Source organism: Acinetobacter sp. YH12072 (assembly GCF_013419565.1).
Lineage (GTDB): Bacteria > Pseudomonadota > Gammaproteobacteria > Pseudomonadales > Moraxellaceae > Acinetobacter.
Genome location: NZ_VOZV01000025.1, coordinates 26,394 through 49,221, shown reverse-complemented (window position 1 = coordinate 49,221; position 22,828 = coordinate 26,394). Strand labels below are relative to the sequence as shown.

29 protein-coding genes are annotated in these 22,828 nt (G+C 43.0%); all 29 read right to left on the bottom strand.

Annotated features, from left to right (window positions below; translation table 11 throughout):
* Positions 1–205 precede the first annotated feature (205 nt).
* Positions 206–421 (bottom strand): hypothetical protein, encoded by a 216-nt coding sequence (locus tag FTU19_RS11385; RefSeq protein WP_218955209.1) that lies wholly within the window; start codon positions 419–421, stop codon positions 206–208.
* An 87-nt stretch (positions 422–508) separates the two neighbouring features.
* Positions 509–1,189 (bottom strand): orotidine-5'-phosphate decarboxylase, encoded by a 681-nt coding sequence (gene pyrF, locus FTU19_RS11380; RefSeq protein WP_166139453.1) that lies wholly within the window; start codon positions 1,187–1,189, stop codon positions 509–511.
* Positions 1,190–1,432: 243 nt separating this feature from the next.
* Positions 1,433–1,798: a lipopolysaccharide assembly protein LapA domain-containing protein gene (locus tag FTU19_RS11375; protein WP_005236124.1), complete on the bottom strand. Its 366-nt coding sequence runs from the start codon at positions 1,796–1,798 to the stop codon at positions 1,433–1,435.
* Between the two features lie 22 nt (positions 1,799–1,820).
* Positions 1,821–2,126 (bottom strand): integration host factor subunit beta, encoded by a 306-nt coding sequence (locus FTU19_RS11370; RefSeq protein WP_005097312.1) that lies wholly within the window; start codon positions 2,124–2,126, stop codon positions 1,821–1,823.
* A 164-nt stretch (positions 2,127–2,290) separates the two neighbouring features.
* Complete coding sequence (gene rpsA / locus FTU19_RS11365) at positions 2,291–3,967, bottom strand: 30S ribosomal protein S1 (protein ID WP_004783987.1); 1,677 nt, start codon at positions 3,965–3,967, stop codon at positions 2,291–2,293.
* Positions 3,968–4,077: 110 nt separating this feature from the next.
* Positions 4,078–4,761 (bottom strand): (d)CMP kinase, encoded by a 684-nt coding sequence (cmk, locus tag FTU19_RS11360; RefSeq protein WP_180002204.1) that lies wholly within the window; start codon positions 4,759–4,761, stop codon positions 4,078–4,080.
* Positions 4,762–4,775: 14 nt separating this feature from the next.
* Positions 4,776–5,210, bottom strand: a complete 435-nt coding sequence (locus tag FTU19_RS11355) for an SRPBCC family protein (RefSeq protein WP_004783989.1) — start codon at positions 5,208–5,210, stop codon at positions 4,776–4,778.
* A 62-nt stretch (positions 5,211–5,272) separates the two neighbouring features.
* A complete protein-coding gene (gene tadA / locus FTU19_RS11350) occupies positions 5,273–5,788 on the bottom strand; it encodes a tRNA adenosine(34) deaminase TadA (protein WP_104425959.1) in 516 nt (171 codons plus the stop codon).
* 6 nt (positions 5,789–5,794) lie between these two features.
* Positions 5,795–6,916, bottom strand: coding sequence for an enoyl-CoA hydratase/isomerase family protein (locus tag FTU19_RS11345; RefSeq protein ID WP_180011508.1), 1,122 nt, complete (start codon positions 6,914–6,916; stop codon positions 5,795–5,797).
* Complete coding sequence (gene ung, locus FTU19_RS11340; protein WP_005236130.1) at positions 6,913–7,626, bottom strand: uracil-DNA glycosylase; 714 nt, start codon at positions 7,624–7,626, stop codon at positions 6,913–6,915. Before ung ends, FTU19_RS11345 begins: the two co-directional genes overlap by 4 nt.
* Positions 7,627–7,671: 45 nt before the next feature.
* The gene (locus FTU19_RS11335; protein WP_180131229.1) at positions 7,672–8,268 is read right to left on the bottom strand and encodes a 6-carboxytetrahydropterin synthase; all 597 of its coding nucleotides are present in this window, start codon (positions 8,266–8,268) and stop codon (positions 7,672–7,674) included.
* A gap of 158 nt (positions 8,269–8,426) precedes the next feature.
* Complete coding sequence (gene gspK / locus FTU19_RS11330) at positions 8,427–9,398, bottom strand: type II secretion system minor pseudopilin GspK (RefSeq protein WP_180131227.1); 972 nt, start codon at positions 9,396–9,398, stop codon at positions 8,427–8,429.
* 14 nt (positions 9,399–9,412) lie between these two features.
* Entirely contained in the window at positions 9,413–10,039 is a 627-nt protein-coding gene (gene gspJ, locus FTU19_RS11325) for a type II secretion system minor pseudopilin GspJ (RefSeq protein WP_180131224.1), read from the bottom strand.
* The gene (gene gspI / locus FTU19_RS11320; protein ID WP_180131221.1) at positions 10,036–10,620 is read right to left on the bottom strand and encodes a type II secretion system minor pseudopilin GspI; all 585 of its coding nucleotides are present in this window, start codon (positions 10,618–10,620) and stop codon (positions 10,036–10,038) included. The genes gspJ and gspI overlap by 4 nt, the downstream gene beginning before the upstream one ends.
* Positions 10,610–11,158, bottom strand: coding sequence for a Tfp pilus assembly protein FimT/FimU (locus tag FTU19_RS11315; protein ID WP_180131218.1), 549 nt, complete (start codon positions 11,156–11,158; stop codon positions 10,610–10,612). The genes gspI and FTU19_RS11315 overlap by 11 nt, the downstream gene beginning before the upstream one ends.
* Positions 11,159–11,167: 9 nt before the next feature.
* Positions 11,168–11,782, bottom strand: a complete 615-nt coding sequence (locus FTU19_RS11310; RefSeq protein WP_125279027.1) for a TetR/AcrR family transcriptional regulator — start codon at positions 11,780–11,782, stop codon at positions 11,168–11,170.
* 40 nt (positions 11,783–11,822) lie between these two features.
* Positions 11,823–12,596: a TatD family hydrolase gene (locus tag FTU19_RS11305; protein WP_004783999.1), complete on the bottom strand. Its 774-nt coding sequence runs from the start codon at positions 12,594–12,596 to the stop codon at positions 11,823–11,825.
* 27 nt (positions 12,597–12,623) lie between these two features.
* Positions 12,624–12,965, bottom strand: coding sequence for a PilZ domain-containing protein (locus FTU19_RS11300; protein ID WP_004784000.1), 342 nt, complete (start codon positions 12,963–12,965; stop codon positions 12,624–12,626).
* Positions 12,966–12,982: 17 nt separating this feature from the next.
* Entirely contained in the window at positions 12,983–13,963 is a 981-nt protein-coding gene (locus tag FTU19_RS11295; protein WP_180131216.1) for a DNA polymerase III subunit delta' C-terminal domain-containing protein, read from the bottom strand.
* Positions 13,964–13,977: 14 nt separating this feature from the next.
* Positions 13,978–14,739 carry a 3-deoxy-manno-octulosonate cytidylyltransferase gene (gene kdsB, locus FTU19_RS11290; RefSeq protein WP_159123998.1) on the bottom strand — a complete coding sequence of 254 codons (762 nt, stop codon included), beginning with the start codon at positions 14,737–14,739 and terminating at the stop codon, positions 13,978–13,980.
* Between the two features lie 12 nt (positions 14,740–14,751).
* Positions 14,752–15,756: a tetraacyldisaccharide 4'-kinase gene (gene lpxK, locus FTU19_RS11285; RefSeq protein ID WP_180131213.1), complete on the bottom strand. Its 1,005-nt coding sequence runs from the start codon at positions 15,754–15,756 to the stop codon at positions 14,752–14,754.
* A gap of 3 nt (positions 15,757–15,759) precedes the next feature.
* Complete coding sequence (gene msbA, locus FTU19_RS11280; RefSeq protein WP_166139429.1) at positions 15,760–17,487, bottom strand: lipid A export permease/ATP-binding protein MsbA; 1,728 nt, start codon at positions 17,485–17,487, stop codon at positions 15,760–15,762.
* Entirely contained in the window at positions 17,487–17,909 is a 423-nt protein-coding gene (locus FTU19_RS11275) for a biopolymer transporter ExbD (protein WP_159124000.1), read from the bottom strand. Before FTU19_RS11275 ends, msbA begins: the two co-directional genes overlap by 1 nt.
* Positions 17,910–17,919: 10 nt before the next feature.
* On the bottom strand, positions 17,920–18,561 hold the full coding sequence (locus tag FTU19_RS11270) for a MotA/TolQ/ExbB proton channel family protein (protein ID WP_125279032.1): 642 nt from the start codon (positions 18,559–18,561) through the stop codon (positions 17,920–17,922).
* A 37-nt stretch (positions 18,562–18,598) separates the two neighbouring features.
* Complete coding sequence (locus FTU19_RS11265) at positions 18,599–19,486, bottom strand: ParB/RepB/Spo0J family partition protein (protein ID WP_004784018.1); 888 nt, start codon at positions 19,484–19,486, stop codon at positions 18,599–18,601.
* Positions 19,483–20,265, bottom strand: coding sequence for a ParA family protein (locus FTU19_RS11260; RefSeq protein ID WP_004784019.1), 783 nt, complete (start codon positions 20,263–20,265; stop codon positions 19,483–19,485). Before FTU19_RS11260 ends, FTU19_RS11265 begins: the two co-directional genes overlap by 4 nt.
* Positions 20,266–20,289: 24 nt before the next feature.
* Positions 20,290–20,922: a 16S rRNA (guanine(527)-N(7))-methyltransferase RsmG gene (rsmG, locus tag FTU19_RS11255; RefSeq protein ID WP_166139427.1), complete on the bottom strand. Its 633-nt coding sequence runs from the start codon at positions 20,920–20,922 to the stop codon at positions 20,290–20,292.
* Between the two features lie 85 nt (positions 20,923–21,007).
* Positions 21,008–21,697 (bottom strand): N-acetylmuramate alpha-1-phosphate uridylyltransferase MurU, encoded by a 690-nt coding sequence (gene murU, locus FTU19_RS11250; protein WP_166139424.1) that lies wholly within the window; start codon positions 21,695–21,697, stop codon positions 21,008–21,010.
* Positions 21,698–22,711, bottom strand: coding sequence for an aminoglycoside phosphotransferase family protein (locus tag FTU19_RS11245; RefSeq protein ID WP_159124004.1), 1,014 nt, complete (start codon positions 22,709–22,711; stop codon positions 21,698–21,700). It lies immediately after the preceding gene.
* Positions 22,712–22,828: the final 117 nt, after the last annotated feature.

The following is a 22,828-nucleotide window of genomic DNA, read 5'->3' as shown; positions in this document are numbered from 1 at the left end:
CTCATGAAATACGGTATTCTGATGTGACAAAACCTGAATCCTGGTCGTTAAAGTGTTTGTTTGCACTCATATTTTAACTGTTAGGACTCAGGTTTTTTTATTTAAAGCAAACTATGGGACAGCAGTGAGGAGAAGTCCCCCTTTCATAAAGGGGGATTTAGGGGGATTCAATTAGAAATAAAATAAACTACGGAATATTAAAAATTCAAATCAACCCTATACTCAATGAATCTCCTACTGTCTCCATCATCTCTGAAGCGAGTTCTACAATATCTATGCTATCAAGGCCTGACATCCAGTCCCATGAACCCGACTGTGCCTGTTGTTTATATTTTTCCTGCTGTTCGAACTGATCTGCTATTTTTTCCATCTCCAGCCTTTGTTCTAGCATCTTTTGTTCTGGTGTCTTTATTATTCTCATTTGAAGTTCCTTTTTATTTTTATACAGCTTTTCTCAATGTATAAAAAAAGCCTTTCATATGAAAGGCTTTTCATCAGGTAACCGGAATTACAATGTTGCCAAAATATCTTTTAGAGTCTGACGAGGATTTTCCGACTTGGTAATTGGTCGTCCAATCACCAGATGTGTTGATCCATCCAGCATTGCCTGTTTTGGTGTCACAATACGTTTTTGATCGTCTGCATTTGAACCTTCAGGACGAATCCCAGGAGTGACCAGTGCAAAGTCTTGTCCAATGGTTTCACGCAGCATTTTCGCTTCTTGTGCGGAACAGACCACCCCATCCAGGCCACTGTCTTTGGTGAGTTGAGCCAGACGTTTTACATGTTCATTAGGCTCGATATCCAAGCCAATATCTTTCAAGTCTTCACGCCCCATTGAAGTCAACACAGTTACCGCAATGAGTTGAGTCTTATAGTTACCTGCTTTTAAACGCTCAACACAGGTCTCCATCATTTTACGACCACCTGAAGCGTGGACATTGACCATCCACACGCCCAAGTCTGCCGCAGCACATACCGCTTGTGCAGTGGTATTCGGAATATCATGGAACTTCAGATCTAAAAACACGTCAAAACCTTTGTCTTGAAGTGCTTTTACAATGATAGGACCTTCATGAGTAAATAACTCTTTGCCCACCTTTACTCGACATAAGGCAGGATCGAGCTGCTCTGCAATCGTTAAGGCATCAAATTGACTTTTAGCATCCAGTGCAACGATGATACTCATGAGAAGACCCTTCAAATTGACAAAATTAAACCATTATACGGATTAGCCCTATAACAACCAAGAATATTTTCGCAAAAATGATTTTTTGATTCAAATTAAGTCATTTATTTATATAATTTTTATATATTTTTTCTAAATATAATTTAACAATAAAAAAACGCCTTAGAAGCTAAGCTAAAAGGCGTTTAATCAAAACAGGCGAAGTAAAAAAATCAGTAGATTACTTCGACTTCTCATTTTTGTCTAAAGCGGTGCCGATGGCCTGTCATTAGAATTAATATCTAATACTGTTTTCTCATGTCGTGTATGAGCTGCCGCTTCTGCTGCCATCATCTTGGCAGTATTCAACTGTTCCTTACGTAGATGTTCAATATCTTTACGTAGTCGTTTAATTTCCCAATTACTCTGAAAAACGCGGAAAACCTGCACACCGAGTAACAAGCCAACCACTATTCCTAAGGAAAGAGTCAAAAGGAGCAATAACCCTAAGCGCATTGCAGGAACTTGAGTAAATAACAAGTCCACTGAGACCTCAGTCCCGTTTTGCAACACCAAAGCTAATGAATAGCCAAAGACGAGCAATAAAAGAATGACCAGAACGTAACGCATGAACACCCCGTAAATATCTTGTTTATTTGTTTGCAGATTCGTTTACTGCATCACGAAGTGCTTTACCTGGCTTAAAGTGTGGAACAGCTTTTGCTGCAACTTCAACAGATTTACCAGTTTTAGGATTACGACCCACACGAGGCTCACGATGATGCAATGCAAAGCTGCCAAACCCGCGAATCTCAATACGGTTATCAGATGATAAAGCTTCAATCATTTGATCAATCATAATTTTAACTGCTTCTTCCACTAAAGGTTCAGCCAAATGCGGATTCTTTAGCGCGATGCGCTCTATTAAGTCAGACTTATTAAGTGCTTCAGTAGTCATCTGCGACCTCTTTAATTATCAAGCTACTCGGGATCTATTTTCCGATAATAACCTGTTTAAATACAAAACGGTAGCGCAATAATTAAATACTACGCTACCGTTTACAGTATTTGTGTAAAAAGTATTACTTAACTTACATTAACAATACAATTCACCATCTACTCTTAGTGATTCATTTGCGCTTTGATCAAGTCACCAATAGTTTTAGGACCATTGTCTTGACCAGCAGCAGCTGTTTTCAGGTTAGCAACAGCTTCTTTCTCTTCAGCTTCGTCTTTCGCTTTGATAGACAAGTTGATAGAGCGAGATTTACGATCTACATTGATGATCTTAGCTTCAACTTCTTGACCAACTTCTAGGAATTTAGTCGCATCTTCAACGCGGTCGCGGTTGATTTCAGATGCTTTAAGAGTTGCTTCAACTTCATCAGCTAACTTAACAGTAGCGCCTTTAGCGTCAACTGCAGTTACAGTACCTTTAACAAGCGCACCGCGTTCGTTAGCAGCTAAGAAATCGTTGAACGGATCGCTGTTCAATTGTTTGATACCAAGGCTGATACGGTTGCCTTCAGCATCTACAGACAGGATAACTGCTTCAACAGTGTCACCTTTCTTGTAACGACGGATCGCTTCTTCGCCTTGTTCGTTCCAAGAGATGTCAGACAAGTGAACTAGACCATCGATACCGCCTGGTAAACCGATGAAGATACCGAAGTCAGTGATTGACTTGATAGTACCTGAAACTTTTTCACCTTTGTCGTGGTTCTTAGCAAACTCTTCCCATGGGTTAGCACGAGTTTGTTTGATACCAAGAGAAATACGACGACGCTCTTCGTCTACTTCAAGAACCATAACATCAACTTCGTCACCGATCTGAACTACTTTAGATGGGTGGATGTTTTTGTTAGTGTGGTCCATTTCTGAAACGTGTACTAAGCCTTCAACGCCTTCAGCGATTTCTGCGAAACAGCCGTAGTCAGTCAGGTTAGTTACGCGAGCTTTAACGATAGAACCTTTAGGGTAACGGCTCATGATCGCTAACCATGGATCTTCGCCTAATTGTTTAAGGCCTAAAGATACGCGGTTACGTTCGCGGTCGAATTTAAGTACTTTAACAGTAACTTCTTGACCCACTTCAACAACTTCTGATGGGTGCTTGATACGTTTCCAAGCCATATCAGTGATGTGAAGAAGACCGTCGATACCGCCAAGGTCAACGAATGCACCGTAGTCAGTAAGGTTTTTGATAGTACCAGTAACTGTTTGACCTTCTTCAAGCTGAGCAAGAAGCGCTTCACGGTCAGCTGAAGATTCAGCTTCCATAACAGCACGACGTGAAACAACAACGTTGTTACGTTTAGCGTCAAGTTTGATTACTTTGAATTCTAACTCTTTACCTTCCAAGTGAGTAGTATCACGGATAGGACGAGTATCAACTAAAGAACCTGGAAGGAACGCACGAACTGGACCGATGTCAACAGTGAAACCGCCTTTAACTTTACCAGAGATAACACCAGTAACGATTTCGCCGTCTTCAAAGATTTTTTCAAGTTTAGTCCAAGTCTCAGCGCGTTTAGCTTTTTCGCGAGAAAGAACTGTTTGACCCATACCGTTGTCAAGTGCTTCAACAACTACGTCTACAGTGTCGCCAACTTGAACTTCAAGTTCGCGCTGTTCATTTAAGAACTCAGCACGGTCAACAACGCCTTCAGATTTAAGGCCAGTGTCAACAGTTACCCAATCAGAGTCGATGCTTACTACAACGCCTTGGATGACTGCACCCTTTTCAACGTTGAGGTTTAATTCGCTTTCTTCAAAGAGGGCTGCAAAAGATTCGGTCATGATATATCCGATAAAGTCAGCGGTCTTGGATCAGACAAGGCCGGTTTAATTAAGCATCTACATAGTCCATATAAAACTGATCAAGCTATGCGTCTGCTGAAATAATAGGGTTATTGAGCTAATTGCTGATCCACATACGTAGTCATCAGCTTGAATACCTCATCGATATTCAAATCTGAACTATCGATAATGTACGCATCAGCAGCAGGTTTGAGCGGAGCGACAGTGCGTTCCATATCTCGTTTATCCCGTGCTTCGATATTAGCTAAAATGTCGTTTATTTTAACATCCAGCCCCATACCCTGCAACTGCTTTACACGTCTTTGCGCGCGGGATTCAGCCGAAGCTGTCAAATAAATCTTGGCTTGTGCCTCTGGGAAGATACTGGTCGCCATATCGCGGCCATCTGCCACCAGACCAGGAGCTTGAGCAAAAGCATGCTGACGGGCTACCAAAGCGGTTCTAAGTTCAGGAATTGCAGCGACTTTTGACGCATACTCACCCACCCGTTCGGTACGGATAGTTTGGGAGACATCTTCACCATTCAGCCATACCTGAACACCTGATTCAGTACTGACAAATTGGATATCCAAATTTGTTGCAATTTGTACGCATTCAGCCAGTTTAGTATCCAGTTCATCGAGTAAATTATGGTGATGCAATGACAGTCCTAATAAACGATACAAAGCCCCTGAATCCAGTAAATGAAAATGGTAATGTGCTGCAAGTTTTGCAGCCAGTGTGCCTTTGCCAGATCCACTTGGACCATCAATGGTAATAATTTGAACTGTCATTACTTTCCCGTTATTTATACAGATTTTGCAAGTTTTGCGAGGCCTAGTTTAATCCCTGTCTTGAGCTGTGCAAGAATTAATTTACTGACAAATGGAAGACGTGCCTGCAATTCTATCGTATAAGTCACCAGACTTTTGTTATCGTCCAATGCTTCAAACTCAATAATACCCAAATGATGTTTAATCAAAGGATTCTTTACGATCTTGTATTCAATACGGGAGTTCGGCTCTAGCAAGGTAATTTGCTCTTTTAGCGGCTTGACTGGACCTAAACCCATGCTACGCACAGAACCCACACCATCTGGGCGCTCAGGGTCTGCCGAATCCTTAATCCGTTCCACCTGCATTGGTGCAAAAGCCACGTTATAAGCATCGTGTTTAGACAGCAATTCAAAAACCTTATCAATCGCTGCTGGGAATTCTTTTTTTACCTGAATCGCATTTTTCATTTTTCTTTTTCCTGAAAATAAATGATTTTAAAGTGAGCAAAGTTTAACGAATTAGATTCGATTTATTTATGAGCATTCAGTAATTTTTCTTGCAATTTCAGCTGGCGTTTTTGTTCACGACGCAACTTGAAAAATGCACTCAACTGCTCAGCACACTGCTGCTGCATACAACCCGAGTCAAATAGAAATACATGATTATAGTAGCCAGTCTCAAAAAGCTTGCGTGCACTCACCAAAGAACCTGCTTTGGGCTCATTTGTACCAAAAACGACCCGTGAAATACGCGAATGCACCAGTGCACCCACACACATGGTGCACGGTTCCAGAGTTACATAGAGGACAGCATCTTCAGGCAGGCGGTAGTTTTTCAGGTTCTGACAGGCTTCACGTAATGCTACGATTTCAGCATGGGCAGTCGGATCATTTAAAGAAATAGGCGCATTGTAGCCACGGCCAATGACCTGATTTTGGCTGACAATCACGGCACCCACAGGAATTTCACCCTGCTCAGCAGCAAGTGCAGCCTGCTCATAAGCAAGCCGCATCCAGTATTCATCGGTAAATTGTGTTTCGGACATTCAGACTTAAATCACATCATAGTGCTTGAGTAGCTCATTCCAGCTTTCAATGGTGGTTACCGGTGGATTCTGAGACAGAATGCCTTTCAGGCTTAAATCACTACCCTTTTGCCATTCTGGAGACAGATCTTTATCAACCAGTCGTGCACGTACACCTTCAACAAAATCAGGATGACGGATTTTCCAATCTGAAATCTGGGTTTCCAGTTCAAAAATTTCATTCCATGAATGAACCTGTTTACCCCATTGCCATAATAACCAGCTTAGAGCAGCGGTTGCAGGTGAACCTTTTTGCAGGTTTTCGCTGGCCTGACGCAACCAGTCACTGCGCGCATCACTTAAACCAATAATCGATTCATAATCGTGCTCGAAGTTTACGCCACGACATACACTGTGGATTACATCCAGTGAGTTTTGCAAAGGACCCGGGCCTACCGGACGGTGCATGCTGTTCAAGGTGTCATCAATCGCACGGAAATCGCCAGCTGGATAATGTTCCCAGTCTATATTTACGACTTTATCTAATACTGAATCACGCTGTGCATCACAGATATGAGTCGCCCAGCCAATCCCATATGCACCAGCAGCGGTCATAATGGAACCCGTTAAACCGGTAAACAGACCAATCGCTCCACGGTCTGCCAGGAAACGGGTCGCACCTACATCTGGATATAAACCGATATTAATCTCAGGCATGGCCAGACGTGAATACGGCGTCACCAAACGGAATGGAGCCGCCATAAACAGGCCTAAACCGCCACCCATGACATAACCTTCCCCCCAGACCAATACCGGCTTGGCATAGTTATGCAGCAATAAATCTAGCGCATATTCCTGTTCAAAAAACTTATTGGCCGTTGCCACTTCATCATTAATTACTAATTGACGCAGCTTACGCACATCGCCACCGGCACAAAATGCTTTAGGTGTAGTTGAATCCAGCCAGATCGCTTTAACGCTGTCATCTGTATGAAAGTCCTGAAAAACTTCCAGTAGTGCAGAAACCAGGGATTCATCTAAAGCGTGTAATGATTTTGGACGATTCAGGCGAACAATGCGCCAGCCATTATTGGCTTGTTCAACAATCAGGTCAGGATGATAAGGTTTAGTTACAGGAGAATAAGTCATGCGTCCAGCTGCCAATCTATAGGCTCAATGCCATGTTGTTTGAGATAATTATTCGTTTTCGAAAAAACTTTACAACCAAAAAAACCACCGCGGTTTGCTGACAAAGGCGAAGGATGTGCCGCCTTTAAGACCAGGTGTTTATTTTGATCAATGCGCTGTCCTTTACGCTGTGCGTATGCGCCCCAAAGAATAAAAACGATATGTTCACGTTGTTCATTCAATACATCAATGACGTGATCTGTGAATTCTTCCCAGCCACGTTTCTGATGTGAAGTTGGCTGTGCTGCCTCTACAGTCAGTACAGCGTTGAGCAGAAGTACACCCTGTTCCGCCCAATGAGTTAAATCACCATGTTTAGGGATTTTTACGCCTAAATCATTATGTAACTCATGAAAAATATTACGTAAAGATGGAGGTAATGCAACCCCTTTTTGCACCGAGAAGCTTAAACCATGCGCCTGATTCGGACCATGATAAGGGTCCTGACCAATAATGACCACTTTAACCCGGTCTAATGGCGTCGTATTCAAAGCATTAAAAATCAGGTGATTTGGTGGATAAATTACCTTGTCTGCTTTTTTTTCTTCAATTAAAAACGTTTTTAACGCATCCATTTTCGGACTCAGTAAAAAATCACTGAGTCCATATTTCCAGCTGTCATCTAACTGAACTTTATTCAGTTTCGCAATTTGCTGTTCATTTAAAGACATGCTTCAATCCTAAATCTATGTCAGTCTGCGTTTATATTCGAATTTTTAAGGCTGGACTTGCAGATCCACAGCCGGATTATGAAATAGAAGACCCTGTTTCAGTTTCGCAAACATCTCTGGATCTGTCCATTCTGCCCGCACCTGCTCCGAGAATTCAATCTGTTCCAGGCTAAGTGGACCCATCTGTTCATTCTGGATATCTTCCAGGAAGCTTTGCGCATAGCCGGTATCAGTTTCATGCACAATCACAGAATAAACTTCAACATCCCCTTCACCATTCTGGGTGACAGTAGATGCCAGTACCTGCTGAGCCAAGAAGAAGAAAATACGTGAAAACTGTTCTGCAGATGGCGAAACCGGCAAAGATACCCAGCGTGCACTAAAGTTTTTACATGCCTGAATATATTCAGGATCATCTTTTTGCCAGAAGCAGATCGCATGGTCAAAAGAATCAAAGAAATCCTTAATCACCCCTTTGAGCAGACCAAAATCATATACCATCTGGCCATGATCCAACTTCGACGCTTTCAGCAATAACTCGACTTTATAACTGTGACCATGGATCGAACGTTTACAGCGATCCGAGGTGCAGTTACGCACAATATGAGCATTTTCAAACTTAAATAACTTACGAATTAACATATGCCGTAATGTCGTCAAAAAATAGGTGAATTAATTTCAATTATAAAGCAAAAGTAAACCTATGAGGATTAATTTTGCAGTTCGTCATGATAGGGAAAAGGAATTGAGGCTACGCCAATCAAATTCAAGAAATGAGAGCATTCTAAAATGGTGATATTTTAAAAAGGCGCCATGCTTCGATAGGCAATATAAACTTTCTTGTCCTGCCGCACTAGATCACTACTAAACTGACGTTTACGTTCACTCAGCATCACTTCGATACGTGCTTTAAAGTGATTGGATTGCACCCCAAGCAGGTTATTAAACAGGTTATGTTTGGCTGCATCCACCTGAGCAAAGGGTTCTAGTGTCCAGAGATCAGCTACATTGGAAAAATATTCCAGATTTGCCTGACGGAGATCCAGCAATTGCTGCACAGCATTCACATCCAACTTTTCATCCATGCTCGCCAAAAGAAATGCAGTGGCGGTATTAATATTGACTGTACTGTCTGCTACAGGCGCAGCACTGAGATAAGGTGCAATTAGTTTGTACTTATTTTCTTCAAAGCCTCGTACCAGTTTCAGCTCTTCAACGCTATGAAATTTGGCATTCGGAGGCAGAGAACCATTCGGCAATCCCTGATAATAATTGGACTCTGCACCCATTGGGCCACTCGGCATTTCATCTTCATCCTGCCAGTCGATCACGGCTTCACTCAACTGCTCTGGCAATCCAGCACGTTTTAATATCAGCTCGAACCAAGCTTTAGCATTTTCATTCACCGTGCCTTCTGCTGTAATCAGGCTATTTAAATTAAACTTACCTGACTCATCTTGCAGTATTCCCGAGACATAACCATCTTCAACCGGAAAAGCCGGCATTGGCTGCGCCCAGGTTTCATTTAAATGATCAACTTCTGCTGCATTCTCTGCGTCATCCACCAGCAATTCAGAAAAAAACGCTTCAGCACTTTTGGCATACATCAAAGACTGGTTTTGTCGCATTAAATAAGCGGTACTTTCAACAGTTGCAGCCTGACGTTTAGCAATAGTCGCAGCCAAAATAGTTGCAAGCGCCACCATCACTAGAATGGTAATCAGAGCAATCCCCTTCTGCTGTTTGATCATCATTGCTTTGTTCATCTGCATTTTATTATTCTTTGTCAGGTTAACTTTTGGGTTTCAAGCAGGAAATCTGTATTCAATAAACTAAAAATCCACTCATAACTAACCCCATTAACCATTAAGTTGATTTTAATGCCTTTGGGTAGACGCTGTTTTTGCTCAATCCGATTTAAATCAAAAGATGAGTCTGGCCATTGGGTCATTTCATTCGGATTAAGCACTACGATCTGAAACTGCTCAACATCGGACAACAACACGCTGGATTCAGGTTGATCACGACCGGTCTGGTTTAAATTCCGGTATTTCAGGCGATAGAGTTTTTGTTCATCTGCCCGGTACTGATATTCAACCCGTTCATCTGGAGAAATCCCCTCTTCCAGAGGATCGGTGACTCCAGTCTTACTAAAGTTAAAACGCCCGTTTTGCAAAACCAGTGCCGGCTGAATATCACCATTAATATTGGCCGTCAAAGGCACCGCTTGTACTGTATCACGCAAGATCTGCTGATAAGTATCTTGCAACTGACTTAAGCGCTGTTCATGCACCGCATTACGGTCTTTGGTTTGCACAATATAATCAAATACTTTCCATCCTAGAGTAGATAATACGGCAAAAATAGCAATAGCAACCAGTAGTTCGACCAGCGTAAATCCCTTAGACTTCATGGCGCTTCATTCATCCGGTGATTAAAGAACATCAAGCTGCTAATTCCATTTTCTGCCTGACCGGTTTCAGTATTGACCAGACTTACCTGTAACTCAATACGCTGCACATTAGGACTTACAGTAGGCTCACTGCGCTTATCAATTTGCCAGGTTTCACCTTGTTGGGTGAGCTGCTTCGATTCTGTACCAGTAAGCCACTGCTGATTAATTTCCATCAGTGCCGCTTCATTCAAGGCAACAAACTGGGCTTGGGTTCTCAAAATGGCATTCGAAGTCGATTGGGTATATTGCATGGCAACCTTAGTCAGGGTCATGGCTGCTGTAGCAAAGATCGCCAGCGCGACCATCACTTCCAGCAAGGTAAATCCTGAGGCACGATTAAGTCGAGTAATCCTCGACCTGAGCGGCATTGTCGCGCAAGAAAGTCCGAAAGCTGTGCTTGATGAGCCGCGATGAGTGAAACGCTGTTTCACCGCTGCGCAAGACGAAGAGCTACGCTCGGAGTGCGCACGATCAGCATTCGGCTTAAACGGCTTGATTACATCAGCTCTGGCACTCTGCTTGAAAACCCTAGCTTTCATGAACTTTACCCAAATGATCAATATCAATCGGATTGCCCACTTCACGATCTTCCAGATAGAACTGGATTCTGACCGGTTTAACTTCACCATTGCCTAACCAGATCAGCTTGGGTGCATTGGCTTCAGTAAGATCCCGATTTTGGGCATTATTATAACGCTGCTCTAAAGGCTGAATCCGGAAAGAGACCTGCTCTGGTAAACTGCGCAGATTAAACTCCGCATAACTTTGCCATTTCTGCTGATTTAAAGTCGATTCTGCCTGATTAGGCAAACGATATTCCACGACTCCGTAGTGAAATGGTGAAACATCAGTGGCAGCCTGAACATCAAGTGCAAGAATACGGGATTGATCATTAGCTTCCCGCAAGATTCTTTGCAAATCCAGTAACAGGACTTCTCGTGCCTGCATTGCCTTGCGCTGATCTACTCCACCAATATTCAATACAACTAGTGATGCCATAATACTCATAATCACAATCACCACCATCACTTCGATTAGAGTGAATCCACGAATGGAGGCGTGATGTGATCTGATCATAGGCAACTCTTAGGCGAACTGCTCGGCAGGATGGACCTGTTTCGGTAAAGCTAAAGCTTGATCAATAAGGGCAACGCGCAAGGTATCGCGTGAACCGAGATAGCGCTGATAAAAACTGGAGTTCAGAATCGCAGCTGCACCATGGGTCATCGACCAAATTGAGGCCAGATAATCACGCACCGACATGCTGCTATTGATTGAAGCCAAATAGCTTTCAGTCATACGGATAATCAAACGTAAGCGCTGTTTGCGCACCTGATAAAGTTCGCTAAACAGGTGCTGAATTCCAACACCTGTTGTAGAAAGACGTTCTTCAATCTGATGAAAAAGGACAGTACGTTCAGGGTGATGCAGATGATGCAACATAAAGAATGCCAGATGTTCAGGAAAAGCCTTATCACTATCCTGGATCATTTCCAGCAACATGCGCTCATTACGGATAATCAGCAATATGTACAATTCATCTTTACTCTGGAAATGCTTATAAAGAGTGCCTTTGGCCAGATCCAGTTCTGCTGCCAGTGCATCCAGGGTCATCCCTGCTTCACCATTTTCTAGCAGTAACTGTTCTGCAACTTGAAAAATCAAGGTTTCTCTTGCTCGAAACTGAGCCTGACGATCCATCTTCACCCTATAACTCTCTTGTACTCTTATCTAACTTTACTTACTTTGAATTCAGAAGATTCTCAAAGTTCTGCTTTGTGATATAAGCCATTTCTTCTAGCGACTTATCATATACATCGCAAAGCGCTTTGGCTACATAAGGAACGTATTTTGGTTCATTAGATTTGCCACGATATGGCATTGGAGCAAGGTAAGGACTATCCGTTTCGATTAAAACCCGATCAAGTGGAACCTGTTTGGCCACGTCACGCAAATCCTGGGCATTTTTAAAAGAAACAATACCGGAGAAAGACACATAGTAACCGCAGTCTAAAACAGCTTTAGCGGTTTCCCAGTCTTCGGTAAAACAGTGCAAAATGCCATGGGTAGATTTCTCTGCACGAATAATATCAACCGTGTCATGCTTGGCAGAACGGGTATGCACAACGACAGGTTTTTTCACAATTTGTGAGGCATGAATATGACGGGCAAAACAGTCTTTTTGCTCGGCAATAAAATCGGTGCTGTGATAATAATCGAGCCCCGTTTCACCCAGCGCCCAGACTTTTTCCGGTTGTGCCAGTTCAACCAGATATTCAGTGGTCGCACGCGCCATTGTCGCCGCATCTTCGCAAGGATGTACACCGACGGTATAACCGACATCAGGATGACGGGCCGCGATTTTCGCCAGCTCGATATGATCATCCAGATCCACCGAGATACTCATAAACTTGGATACGCCTGCTTCACGGGCCTGAGCGAGCGCCTGATCCAGATCACCGTTATAAGGTGTTAAATCGAGCAGCGTTAAATGGCAATGAGTATCTACAAACACAATGAGTCCCTACCAAAGGTAAATTAACTACATAGTGTAACTTTTACGTCCATCAGATTTAAGACCCGCAACCAGACGATCTGCTTCATTTTTGAAGAAAACGCCTTTTTCACCGGTGAGCTGAATCCCAAAACCTTGTGGCTTGATGCCATTCTGCTTTTGAGACACCCAGATCACTTTTCCGGTTAATGGAATTTTCTGCGTCTGTTCAGGCAAAGTCGTCAAAACAAAAACTTCTTCACCCAGCTTGACTGGCTGCTTGGAAGGAATAAAAAGTCCACCACCTACAACATATGGCATATAACTGGCAAATAGTGTTTCAATATCCGGAATATTGGCCTGAATAATACCGCCCATACGTGGTTGCATCTTGTTTTCCCCTTAAGCTAAAGATTCATCAGCTTGATACACAATTCATCGAGCACCAAATTACTTTGTACGTTCTGCTCTAGATATTGCTTGGCTCGCTGAAAATCCTCATAAATTTTAAAAAGTATTTCCAATGAATATTGTTCGGCCAATACATTAAAGTCCAGATCAATGTTTTTTACGGCCTGATTTAGCTTGACACAAATTAAATCGGACAACAAGTATTCAAACATTTGACCAAATTCACCAAAACTCAGGCTTTTATTCCATTTGGTCGCAATTGCTATTGGCATATTTTTTTGAATAACCAGTTTTTTCCAGTCTTCCATGAATTCCTGACGTAGTGGCAGCCATGAACTTTGTGCAACCTCAATCGCTTGCAAAGGCATCTGATTGGATAAATTCATCAATAACTGCTGCTGGCTCGAACCTGCTTCAGGTAACTGCGCTTCTACAAATTCACTGAATTGCACTGATGAAATCCGGTCCAAGGCAAAATGCTGTAAACGGCTGCGAATAGTTGCAGGCAATTTCAGATAATGATCCGCAAGCAGAATAATGACAATATTTTCACCCGGTTCTTCCAGAGTTTTCAGCAAGGCATTGGAAGAGGCAATATTTAATGCTTCAGCGGGTTCAATGACAATGACACGCCAGCCATCGACGGTCTGCTGTACAAAAGGCAGAAGATCACGGATTTTTTCAATTTTAATTTTGGCATTCTGTTTTTTATTATCTTCATCCGTGCTGATATAGACGTAATTCGGATGGGTATCCGCTTTCAGCCACTGACAGCTACCACACTCACCGCATGGCCCATCAGGCTGACGGTTCAAGCATAAAACCCAGGCCAGAAACTGCTGGGCAAAGGCTTCTTTACCACAGCCTTTTTTTCCATAGAACAATAAACCATGCCCAAGCTTAGGAAAACGCCCGGTTAGCGTATCCCAAACCTGTTGCTGCCATGGATAAATCTGTGCATTGACATCAAGCGGCATGGAGAATTCTCAAATTAAGCAAAAGAAGATGGATCCATCTGGTTCAAGCGATCCAGATCTTCCTGCGTATCGACACCTGGCGGTAAATTGGCTTCTGCCACAGCAATGGCAATACGGTGACCATTTTCCAGGACACGTAACTGTTCTAAAGATTCCAGTTTTTCCAGCACACCCATTTCCCAGGTCACATATTCCTGTAATAGTTTCACGCGGTAAGCATATAAGCCCAAATGGCGATAAGCCTGATCATGCAGTTTCTGTTCAGCCAGCTTGGCACCATCACGGTCATAAGGAATCGTAGCACGACTAAAATACAATGCCTGATTGTGCTTAGACATCACAACCTTAACAATGCTGTCACGCTTGAATTCCTCTAAATGATGGATTGACTCACACAGAGTCGACATTGAGCAAGCTGGTTGATCTTCTAAGAGTTGCGCGACCTGTTTAACTAACTGGGCTGGCAATAAAGGTTCATCACCCTGTACATTCACGATAATGTCATCACTCGCCCAGCCCTTGATTCGAGCTACCTCGCTTAGACGATCGGTACCTGATGGATGATCTGCTGAAGTCAGGACCACATCAACACCTTCAGCACGGCAAACTTCGGCAATACGTTCATCATCTGTTGCCACACACAGGTCATCAAAGCCCTGTACTTTTTTGGCCTGATCCACGACACGCAGAATCATCGGACGACCATGGATTTCCAGCAAAGGTTTACCCGGCAAACGTGAACTGGAGAAGCGTGCAGGAATAACTATATGTTTCATCGTAAATAAACCTTAGGAAATAGAAATACCCTGTTGCTCTAATTGCTGCTGCAATATTGTATAACAGGCAGGTGACAAGACTGCATCGACCGGCACCACCCAGATATCCCGCTGATAATCTGGATACTGTTTGAGTAATGCCATAATTTTAACTGCATCTTTTTCAGTAGTAATGATCGGACTATTGTCATCGAATTGCAGATCTTCAATTTCATAATCATGATGATCTGGAAATTCATGACACTGAAATTGCTGCAGCCCCAGATGTTCTAGTGTTTGATAAAAACGCTGTGGAAAACCGATGCCGACTACTGCATAGAAAGCCGCAGTTGGATCAAAGCTTTTGATAACATCCTGATTTAATAAATACGGCTGAGAGGCTGCAAGATGCATATGCAAAGGCGAAACTGGATTTGCTGCATGTTCAATCACGGTACCTTTTTCCAACCGGGTAACGGGTTCACGCAGATAACCTTCTGGTAAAAGTTTCTGGTTGCCCAAGCCTCGGTTATTATCCAGCACAATCCATTCAATCTGACGATTTAAAGCCCAGTGCTGCAAACCGTCATCACAAATAATTAAATCCAGTGCATGCTTTTCTAGCAGAAGCTCAATGCTCTTTTGACGATTTGGCCCTATAGCCATCGGCACACCAGTCGCTTGGACAATTAAGGCTGGTTCATCACCTACCACTTCAGGCAAGGTATTTAAATCTACATAAGCAGGAAAAGGACCTTTACCACCATAACCTCGACTGATTACACCAATCCGTAGGCCTTTTTCAGTGAGGTAATCCACCAGATGAATCAGTAAAGGTGTTTTACCACTCCCACCTACGGTAATATTTCCAATCACCATTACTGGAATAGGTGCGGTATAGCTTTTTTTAATCCCTTTACGGTAAAGCCAGTGGTTACTGACAAAACCCAAGCGGTAAAGCCAGGACAAAGGACGCAGCACAACCAGCCACTTTGCCTGTGTATTCCAAGCATCCTGAATGATCTGTGCCAAAGCCATGACTTAATGTTCCTCGAAATTACGTTGGTGCAGCTGATAATAAGCACCTTGACGTGCAATCAGCTCAGCATGATTACCCTGCTCTATAATACGACCTTGATCCATCACTACAATGCGGTCGGCATTTTCAATTGTTGATAGACGGTGGGCAATCACAATCGTAGTCCGATCTCGCATCGCCTGATCAAAGGCACGCTGAATAAAGTATTCAGATTCATTATCCAGCGCACTGGTCGCTTCATCCAGAATCAGAATCGGTGCATTTTTCAGAATAGCACGGGCGATCGCAATACGCTGACGCTGACCACCTGACAGATTCAGACCTTGAGCACCTAGTGGCGTATCATAACCTTGTGGCAAGGCCATAATGAAATCATGTGCATAGGCAGCTTTTGCCGCTGCAATGATTTCTTCATCACTCGCATTTTCTAGCTGGCCATAAGCAATATTTTCACGAACAGTACGGTTAAACAGCACTACCTGCTGGTTTACCATCGCGATCTGGGTACGTAAAGCAGTCAACTCATAATCAGTAATCGGTTTTTGATCCAGTAAAATTTGCCCGGATGAAGTTTCCTGATAACGTACCAACAGATTCACCAGCGAGGTTTTACCTGCTCCTGAACGCCCAACCAATGCTACAGTCTCGCCCGCTTTCACTTCTAGGTTAAAGTCATGAATCGCATGGTGACCATCGCCATAAACCAGATTGACATCTTTAAATTGAATGTTGCCTTTTAAGGCATCATTGAGTTTGCCGGTATTATGCTCTTCAGGCATATCTAGCAATTCAAACACAGAATGTGCGGCCGCCATACCACGCTGAATTTTTTCATTCACATCAGTTAATGTCTTGATTGGTCGCGCCAACATGCCAGCAGCTGTAATATAAGCAACAAATTCACCCGCAGTCGTATCTCCCAAAATTTGTGGGCGCAATGCAATATACATCACGATACTGAGTGAAACTGACATGATCAGCTGTACCACTGGACTGTTCAGCTGCTGTACTGCCACCATTTTCAAGCCACGGCGTAGATTTTCCAAAGAATTCTGTTTAAAGCGTTCCTGCTCATAAATCTGACCACCAAAACCTTTGACAATCAGATTAGCATTTACCGTTTCCTGAACCACATGGTTCACATCACCCATAGTGTCCTGAACCTGTTGTGATAGCTTGCGCATCCGTTTTGAAGCTTTACTGATCACAAAACCAATCACGGGTCCAAAGATCAGAATACACATGGTTAAACGCCAGTTGGTATATAAAAGATATCCCAATAAGGCAATAGTGATCAGACCTTGCTGAATGATCGTTCTAAGTGCTTCAGTTGAGGCTGCGGTGAGCTGCTCAACGTTATACATAATTTTGGCCGTAATATGACCGCTGGTATTGTCCAGAAAATATTGCGCAGGCAAACGCAATATTTTGGCAAAGACTTCCTGACGAATATTAAATACCAGATTACGGGAGATGACCGCCGTATAATACCCACCGAGGAATAGACCTAAGCCCCGGAAGAACATCAGTACTACCACTAAGAATGGGAAAAGTAAGGTGAAACCCTGGTCTCTGTTTTGTATCGCCTCAATGATATATTCCAGTAATTTGGCTACAGAAACTTCTGTGGCCGCATTCATAGAGAAACCAAGCAGGACAATTAAGGCTGTGCCCCAAAATGGTTTTAAATAGCTTAAAAGGCGAAGATAGACCTTAAAATCGTGCTTCACTAATAACCTCGAGTTGGTACTTTCGTACTGATGTTGACATTAACAAAGCCAAGTTGCCCTGCAACGTCCATGACACGAATAACATCCTGATGTGTCGCTTTTGCATCAGCGGCAATGACAAACATTAAATCACGACGTTCATTCGAAATCTGTTTAATTGCCGTATTTAAATCTGCTGCATCTTTACTGGCAATAGACTGACCATTCACGGCATAGTGGCCATTGGAATCCACAATCACTTCAATTTTCTGATCAAAATTCTTGGGCGGTACACCTTGCGCATCTGGAAGCGTCAGGTTCATTCGGCTCATCTGGTTAAACGTGGTTGAAAGCAGCAGAAAGACCAAAATAAATAGCAGGCAATCAATCATGGGCGTCAGATTGATATGTACATCTTCCACCTGGTTACGTTTAAATTTCATGCCCCTGCTCCTAACTTGCTTTCTTGATGCGTTCTTCTACATCATCTGAAGCATTTAAATAGAACAGGTTGGCATGAAATAACGTTGCTTGCTGCTCAAGTTCCGCTACATATTCCTGAACCAGACGCTGGAAATAACGATGTGCAAATAAAGCAGGAATAGCAATCAGCATACCCGCTGCTGTCGTGATCAGTGCTTTGGAAATACCGGGCATCATTAACACCGGGTCACTATTAGTACCGACATCAATCATTAAAAATGATTCAATAATTCCAATCACTGTACCGAGCAAACCGAGTAGAGGTGCTACTGCACTCAAAGTACCCAGAAAATTAATATTCTTTTCCAGATAGCCAATTTCCTGTGAAGCTACCACTTCCATCTGGGCACGAGCATATTGCTCAGACTGGTGACACGCTTCAAAACCAGCAGTAAATACACGACCCAAAGTACTGTTTTTCAAAGCTGAACTTTGTTGCAGCTTTTGCATAGCTTGGTCTGCATTTTGTGCAGGACCCATCAGAAGTGAGTTGGGCAGTACCAGACTCTTTTTTAAACGAATGAAGCGCTCGACCGAGATCGCTAGCATAAATATCGAACACAATACCAGCGGCAGCATCAACCAGCCGCCTGCTTTAACCAATTCCCACATCTGATTTATTCCCCAATAAAAACAAATTTTAAATTAATTATTCGTCGCCCAGGATCGAAAGAATCCCGTCCAGCTCTTCTAAAGAATGATAGCTAATGACCAGTTTGCCTTTCCCTTGCTTGTTGTAGTCAATTTTAACATCCGCACTAAAGCGCTCAGACAGACGTTGAGTCAACTGCTGAATGTCCGGCGCAATCGCTGCTTTTGGTTTTTCTGTTTTCGGTGCATTGTAGTCGCGTACCAACTGTTCGGTTTGGCGTACTGACAGACTCTTTTCAATGACCATCTCAGCAACTTTAAGCTGATCTTTAGCCTTCAAAGTCAGGATGGCACGTGCATGTCCCATATCCAGCAGGCCCTGCTGCATAAAGTCTTTTACTTCTTCAGCCAGAGTTAGCAGACGCAGTAGATTACTTACTGTAGTACGTGCCTTACCGACGGTATCGGCAATTTCCTGATGGCTTAAACCAAACTCGTCATGGAAACGCTGCAAAGCCATCGCCTGATCAATCGGGTTCAGGTCCTGACGCTGAATGTTTTCGATTAAAGCTAATGCAATTGCGACCTGATCATTCAGCTCACGCACAATCGCAGGAACTTCAGTCAGACCTGCTAACTGTGCCGCACGCCAACGACGCTCACCCGCAATAATCTCGTATGGATAGCGTTCATCATCGACCGGACGGATCACGATTGGCTGCATGATGCCATGCTTTTCAATCGATGCGGCCAGTTCCTGCAGATCCTGCTCATTAATATAACGACGTGGCTGATATTCACCACGTTTCAGCAGATTGACATCAATCTGTTTCAACTGACCATGATCAAGACCTTGTGCTTCGAGTTGTAATTTTTCTTTTTGAATTGATCCCAGCAAGGCATCTAAACCACGACCTTTGGCGAGTCCACGTTTCTTGACGGTCATGCTTTACTTCCTTTTTTCACTTTGCTTTTCTTTAATACTTCAGCTGCCAGATTTAAGTAAGCAACTGCACCCTTTGAACTTTTTTCAAAATAAATAACCGGTAGACCATGTGCCGGCGCTTCAGCTAGACGGATATTACGTGGAATCACGGTTTCATAAAGTTTTTTACCAAAATATTGCTCTAACTCTTCTGAAACATCACGGGTCAAGGCATTTCGAGCATCATACATGGTACGCAATACACCCACGATCTGCAGATCTGGATTAAGTGCTTGCTGAATGCGGTCAATGGTTTGTGTCAGATCAGCCAGGCCTTCGAGAGCATAATATTCGCATTGCATCGGAATAATCACGCCATCCACCGCTGCCAGTGCATTCACGGTAATCAAGCTTAAGCTTGGTGCACAATCAACAATGATATAGTCGAATGAGGATTCAATTTCCTGCAAAGCTTCACGCAAAATAAATTCACGGCCTTTTTGCTCAGCAATCGCCAGCTCCACACCAGCCAGGTCACGGTTTGCCCCTAAAACCTTGTATCCAACTTCAGCCTTGGTGATCGCAGTTTCAATCGGCACTTCACCCAGCAATACATCAGTCACTGAATACAGCAGGTCATTTTTCTGAATCCCCGACCCCATGGTCGCGTTACCTTGAGAATCCATATCCACAAGCAAAACGCGTTTTTTTAGCACAGCGAGAGATGCCGCCAAATTTACTGCGGTTGTGGTTTTACCGACACCACCTTTCTGGTTGGCAATCGCAATAATTTGTGCCATGTTGACCCCGATCCTTCAAAAATTTTAAATACGTTTTAATAGAAGTAAATGACGTTGTTCGTCCAAGCGCGGAACCTTCAGTTCAATAATCTGACAGCTAAATTCATCTTTTAATGCTGCCACTTCCTCTTCAGGAATCAAACCTTTCATGGAAGCAATAATACTCTGCTCATGCATATACGGTTTAGACGCATTCACAAAATCTGTCAATGAAGCAAATGCACGACTGGTAATCACATCAAACTGACCCAGCTCATTGATACTGTCTTCATTTTCCACACGGGTTTGTACTGCAATGACATTTTTTAATTTTAGGTCTGCAATAAACTGCTTGAGGAAACGAATTTTTTTACCATTTGAATCCAGTAGTACGCAATCACGCTCAGGCTGACATAAAGCAATGATCATGCCCGGCATACCACCACCAGTCCCAATGTCGAGCAAACGACCTGCAGGCAAATCCTTCAAAATACTCAGACTGTCAAGCAGATGCTTGACCAGCATTTCTTTAGGATCACGGATTGCAGTCAAATTGTATGCTTTATTCCACAGTACCAAAGCGTCTTGGTACTTGAGTAATAAATTTAAAGCTTCATCCGACAGCTCTAAACCTAAAGCCTGGCTACCCTGCTTTAGTTCTTGAAAAAACGTGTGCATAAACAATCAACGCTCGAAAAAGTTAAGTGGAAGTATACCGTTTTCTCTATATTGGCACAGTAGGGAGTGCTTAGTGAATATTCACTTAAGCAGACTTCCCTTCACGGATCATTGAATCCAGTGCATTCAAACGCTCAGGCGTTCCTACATCTACCCAAATGCCTGTCAATTTAGAGGCAGCAATCTTATTTTCCAGCATTGCTGCTTTTAATAATGGTGCCAAAGGACGCTTTCCAGCCTCTAAGCCTGCAAACATTTTCGGATGAATCACTGATACACCGCTAAAAGTCAGATTTTCACCACTGATCTGCTGATCAAAGGTATAAGCCTTGCCGTCAGCAAGTGTGAAATCACCGTTTGGATGCTGTTCCGGGTTTTGTACCAATACCAGATGTGCCAGATTTTCACCCAGCTCAACATTCAATAAAGGTGCAAAGTCCATAGTCGTCCAGACATCGCCATTGACCAAAATGAAAGGCTCATCACCAAGCAGTGGTAAAGCATTAATAATGCCACCGGCTGTTTCCAGACCTTCACCTTCATGTGACCATAAAATCTTGACACCAAACTGTGAACCATCACCCAACGCCTGAGCCAGTTTTTCACCTAACCAAGCCGTATTGATGACAATTTCATTCACGCCCATCGCAGCCAGTTTTTCAATATGCCAGACAATTAATGGTTTGCCACCTACTTCAAGCAAAGGTTTTGGCGTATGCAAAGTCAAAGGACGCATGCGGTTGCCCAAGCCAGCCGCGAGAATCATCGCTTTCATTTAGGCCGCTACCTCGTATGAACCATATTTTGCTTCAAAGGCAGGCATGACTTTTTCATGAATAAACTGCATAAATGGCTGTAACTCTGGATAATCTTTGGTTTCTTCCAATAGATACCACATCACACGTGGCAGGTCTTTGAGATAACCTGATTTACCATCTCGCTCAAACAAGCGGACAAAAATACCTAAAATCTTGATATGCCGCTGAATGGCCATCATATCCGCATCTTTTTTGAACTGTTCGAAATCACGGTCCTGTTTTGCCGCTGCTGGTAACAGGTCATAGAACACTTTAAACCAGCGATACACCCGATCTGCATTCCACTGCACATAGGCATCACGGGTAATCGAAATCAGGTCATAGGTATCAGCACCGATTACTGCATCCTGAAAATCAATCACACCCAGTTCGGTTTCATTTTCGATTTTCATCAGGTTACGGCTATGGAAATCACGATGCACAATGACTTGTGGTTGTGCCAAAGCAGCATTCGCCAGTATCGCAAATGTGCGCTTGATCAGAGCGGACTCTGATTCTGTTGGCTGAATTTTTAGAGCAGGCAGCATCCAGTCAGTCAGCAGCTCCATTTCAGAAATAAGCTTCTCATAAGAATAAGCAGGAAACTGACCTTCTCCAGGAATGGACTGCAGCTGAATCAGCTGTTTAAAACTTTGCTCATAATAGGCATCAACTGTCTGATCATTTAGCAGATTTGATAACAGCACATCACCAAAATCTTCGAGCAGCAAAAAGCCATTTTCCAGGTCTTTGGCCACAATGTGTGGAACACGTACGCCATGGGCATCAAAAAATTCATCAATCGTCACAAAAGGCACACAATCTTCTTTTTCTGGTGGTGCATCCATGAGCATAAATGTTTTATTATTCAGTTTGATTCGTGCATAACGACGAAAACTTGCATCGCCTGCTAAAAAATGTGTTTCAAATTGATCTGAACCGAGTACAGAAGCAATCCAAGATTGTATCAATTGTTCGCGTTGAGTATTCATTTGCAATAAATTCTAGTACAGGCTGAGTTTTTAAAGTGCTAAGTGTAGCTACTTATCAACTTTTTCTCTATGATGCGACAATAATTAATTGCGATAAAAGCATGATTGGTTAATGAG

Coding starts and splice junctions, on each gene's coding strand:
- FTU19_RS11385 (WP_218955209.1), bottom strand. CDS start 421: ATGAGAATAATAAAGACACCAGAACAAAAGATGCTAGAACAAAGGCTG.
- pyrF (WP_166139453.1), bottom strand. CDS start 1,189: ATGAGTATCATCGTTGCACTGGATGCTAAAAGTCAATTTGATGCCTTA.
- FTU19_RS11375 (WP_005236124.1), bottom strand. CDS start 1,798: ATGCGTTACGTTCTGGTCATTCTTTTATTGCTCGTCTTTGGCTATTCA.
- FTU19_RS11370 (WP_005097312.1), bottom strand. CDS start 2,126: ATGACTACTGAAGCACTTAATAAGTCTGACTTAATAGAGCGCATCGCG.
- rpsA (WP_004783987.1), bottom strand. CDS start 3,967: ATGACCGAATCTTTTGCAGCCCTCTTTGAAGAAAGCGAATTAAACCTC.
- cmk (WP_180002204.1), bottom strand. CDS start 4,761: ATGACAGTTCAAATTATTACCATTGATGGTCCAAGTGGATCTGGCAAA.
- FTU19_RS11355 (WP_004783989.1), bottom strand. CDS start 5,210: ATGAAAAATGCGATTCAGGTAAAAAAAGAATTCCCAGCAGCGATTGAT.
- tadA (WP_104425959.1), bottom strand. CDS start 5,788: ATGTCCGAAACACAATTTACCGATGAATACTGGATGCGGCTTGCTTAT.
- FTU19_RS11345 (WP_180011508.1), bottom strand. CDS start 6,916: ATGACTTATTCTCCTGTAACTAAACCTTATCATCCTGACCTGATTGTT.
- ung (WP_005236130.1), bottom strand. CDS start 7,626: ATGTCTTTAAATGAACAGCAAATTGCGAAACTGAATAAAGTTCAGTTA.
- FTU19_RS11335 (WP_180131229.1), bottom strand. CDS start 8,268: ATGTTAATTCGTAAGTTATTTAAGTTTGAAAATGCTCATATTGTGCGT.
- gspK (WP_180131227.1), bottom strand. CDS start 9,398: ATGCAGATGAACAAAGCAATGATGATCAAACAGCAGAAGGGGATTGCT.
- gspJ (WP_180131224.1), bottom strand. CDS start 10,039: ATGAAGTCTAAGGGATTTACGCTGGTCGAACTACTGGTTGCTATTGCT.
- gspI (WP_180131221.1), bottom strand. CDS start 10,620: ATGAAAGCTAGGGTTTTCAAGCAGAGTGCCAGAGCTGATGTAATCAAG.
- FTU19_RS11315 (WP_180131218.1), bottom strand. CDS start 11,158: ATGATCAGATCACATCACGCCTCCATTCGTGGATTCACTCTAATCGAA.
- FTU19_RS11310 (WP_125279027.1), bottom strand. CDS start 11,782: ATGGATCGTCAGGCTCAGTTTCGAGCAAGAGAAACCTTGATTTTTCAA.
- FTU19_RS11300 (WP_004784000.1), bottom strand. CDS start 12,965: ATGCAACCACGTATGGGCGGTATTATTCAGGCCAATATTCCGGATATT.
- FTU19_RS11295 (WP_180131216.1), bottom strand. CDS start 13,963: ATGCCGCTTGATGTCAATGCACAGATTTATCCATGGCAGCAACAGGTT.
- kdsB (WP_159123998.1), bottom strand. CDS start 14,739: ATGAAACATATAGTTATTCCTGCACGCTTCTCCAGTTCACGTTTGCCG.
- lpxK (WP_180131213.1), bottom strand. CDS start 15,756: ATGGCTTTGGCACAGATCATTCAGGATGCTTGGAATACACAGGCAAAG.
- FTU19_RS11275 (WP_159124000.1), bottom strand. CDS start 17,909: ATGAAATTTAAACGTAACCAGGTGGAAGATGTACATATCAATCTGACG.
- FTU19_RS11270 (WP_125279032.1), bottom strand. CDS start 18,561: ATGTGGGAATTGGTTAAAGCAGGCGGCTGGTTGATGCTGCCGCTGGTA.
- FTU19_RS11265 (WP_004784018.1), bottom strand. CDS start 19,486: ATGACCGTCAAGAAACGTGGACTCGCCAAAGGTCGTGGTTTAGATGCC.
- FTU19_RS11260 (WP_004784019.1), bottom strand. CDS start 20,265: ATGGCACAAATTATTGCGATTGCCAACCAGAAAGGTGGTGTCGGTAAA.
- rsmG (WP_166139427.1), bottom strand. CDS start 20,922: ATGCACACGTTTTTTCAAGAACTAAAGCAGGGTAGCCAGGCTTTAGGT.
- murU (WP_166139424.1), bottom strand. CDS start 21,697: ATGAAAGCGATGATTCTCGCGGCTGGCTTGGGCAACCGCATGCGTCCT.
- FTU19_RS11245 (WP_159124004.1), bottom strand. CDS start 22,711: ATGAATACTCAACGCGAACAATTGATACAATCTTGGATTGCTTCTGTA.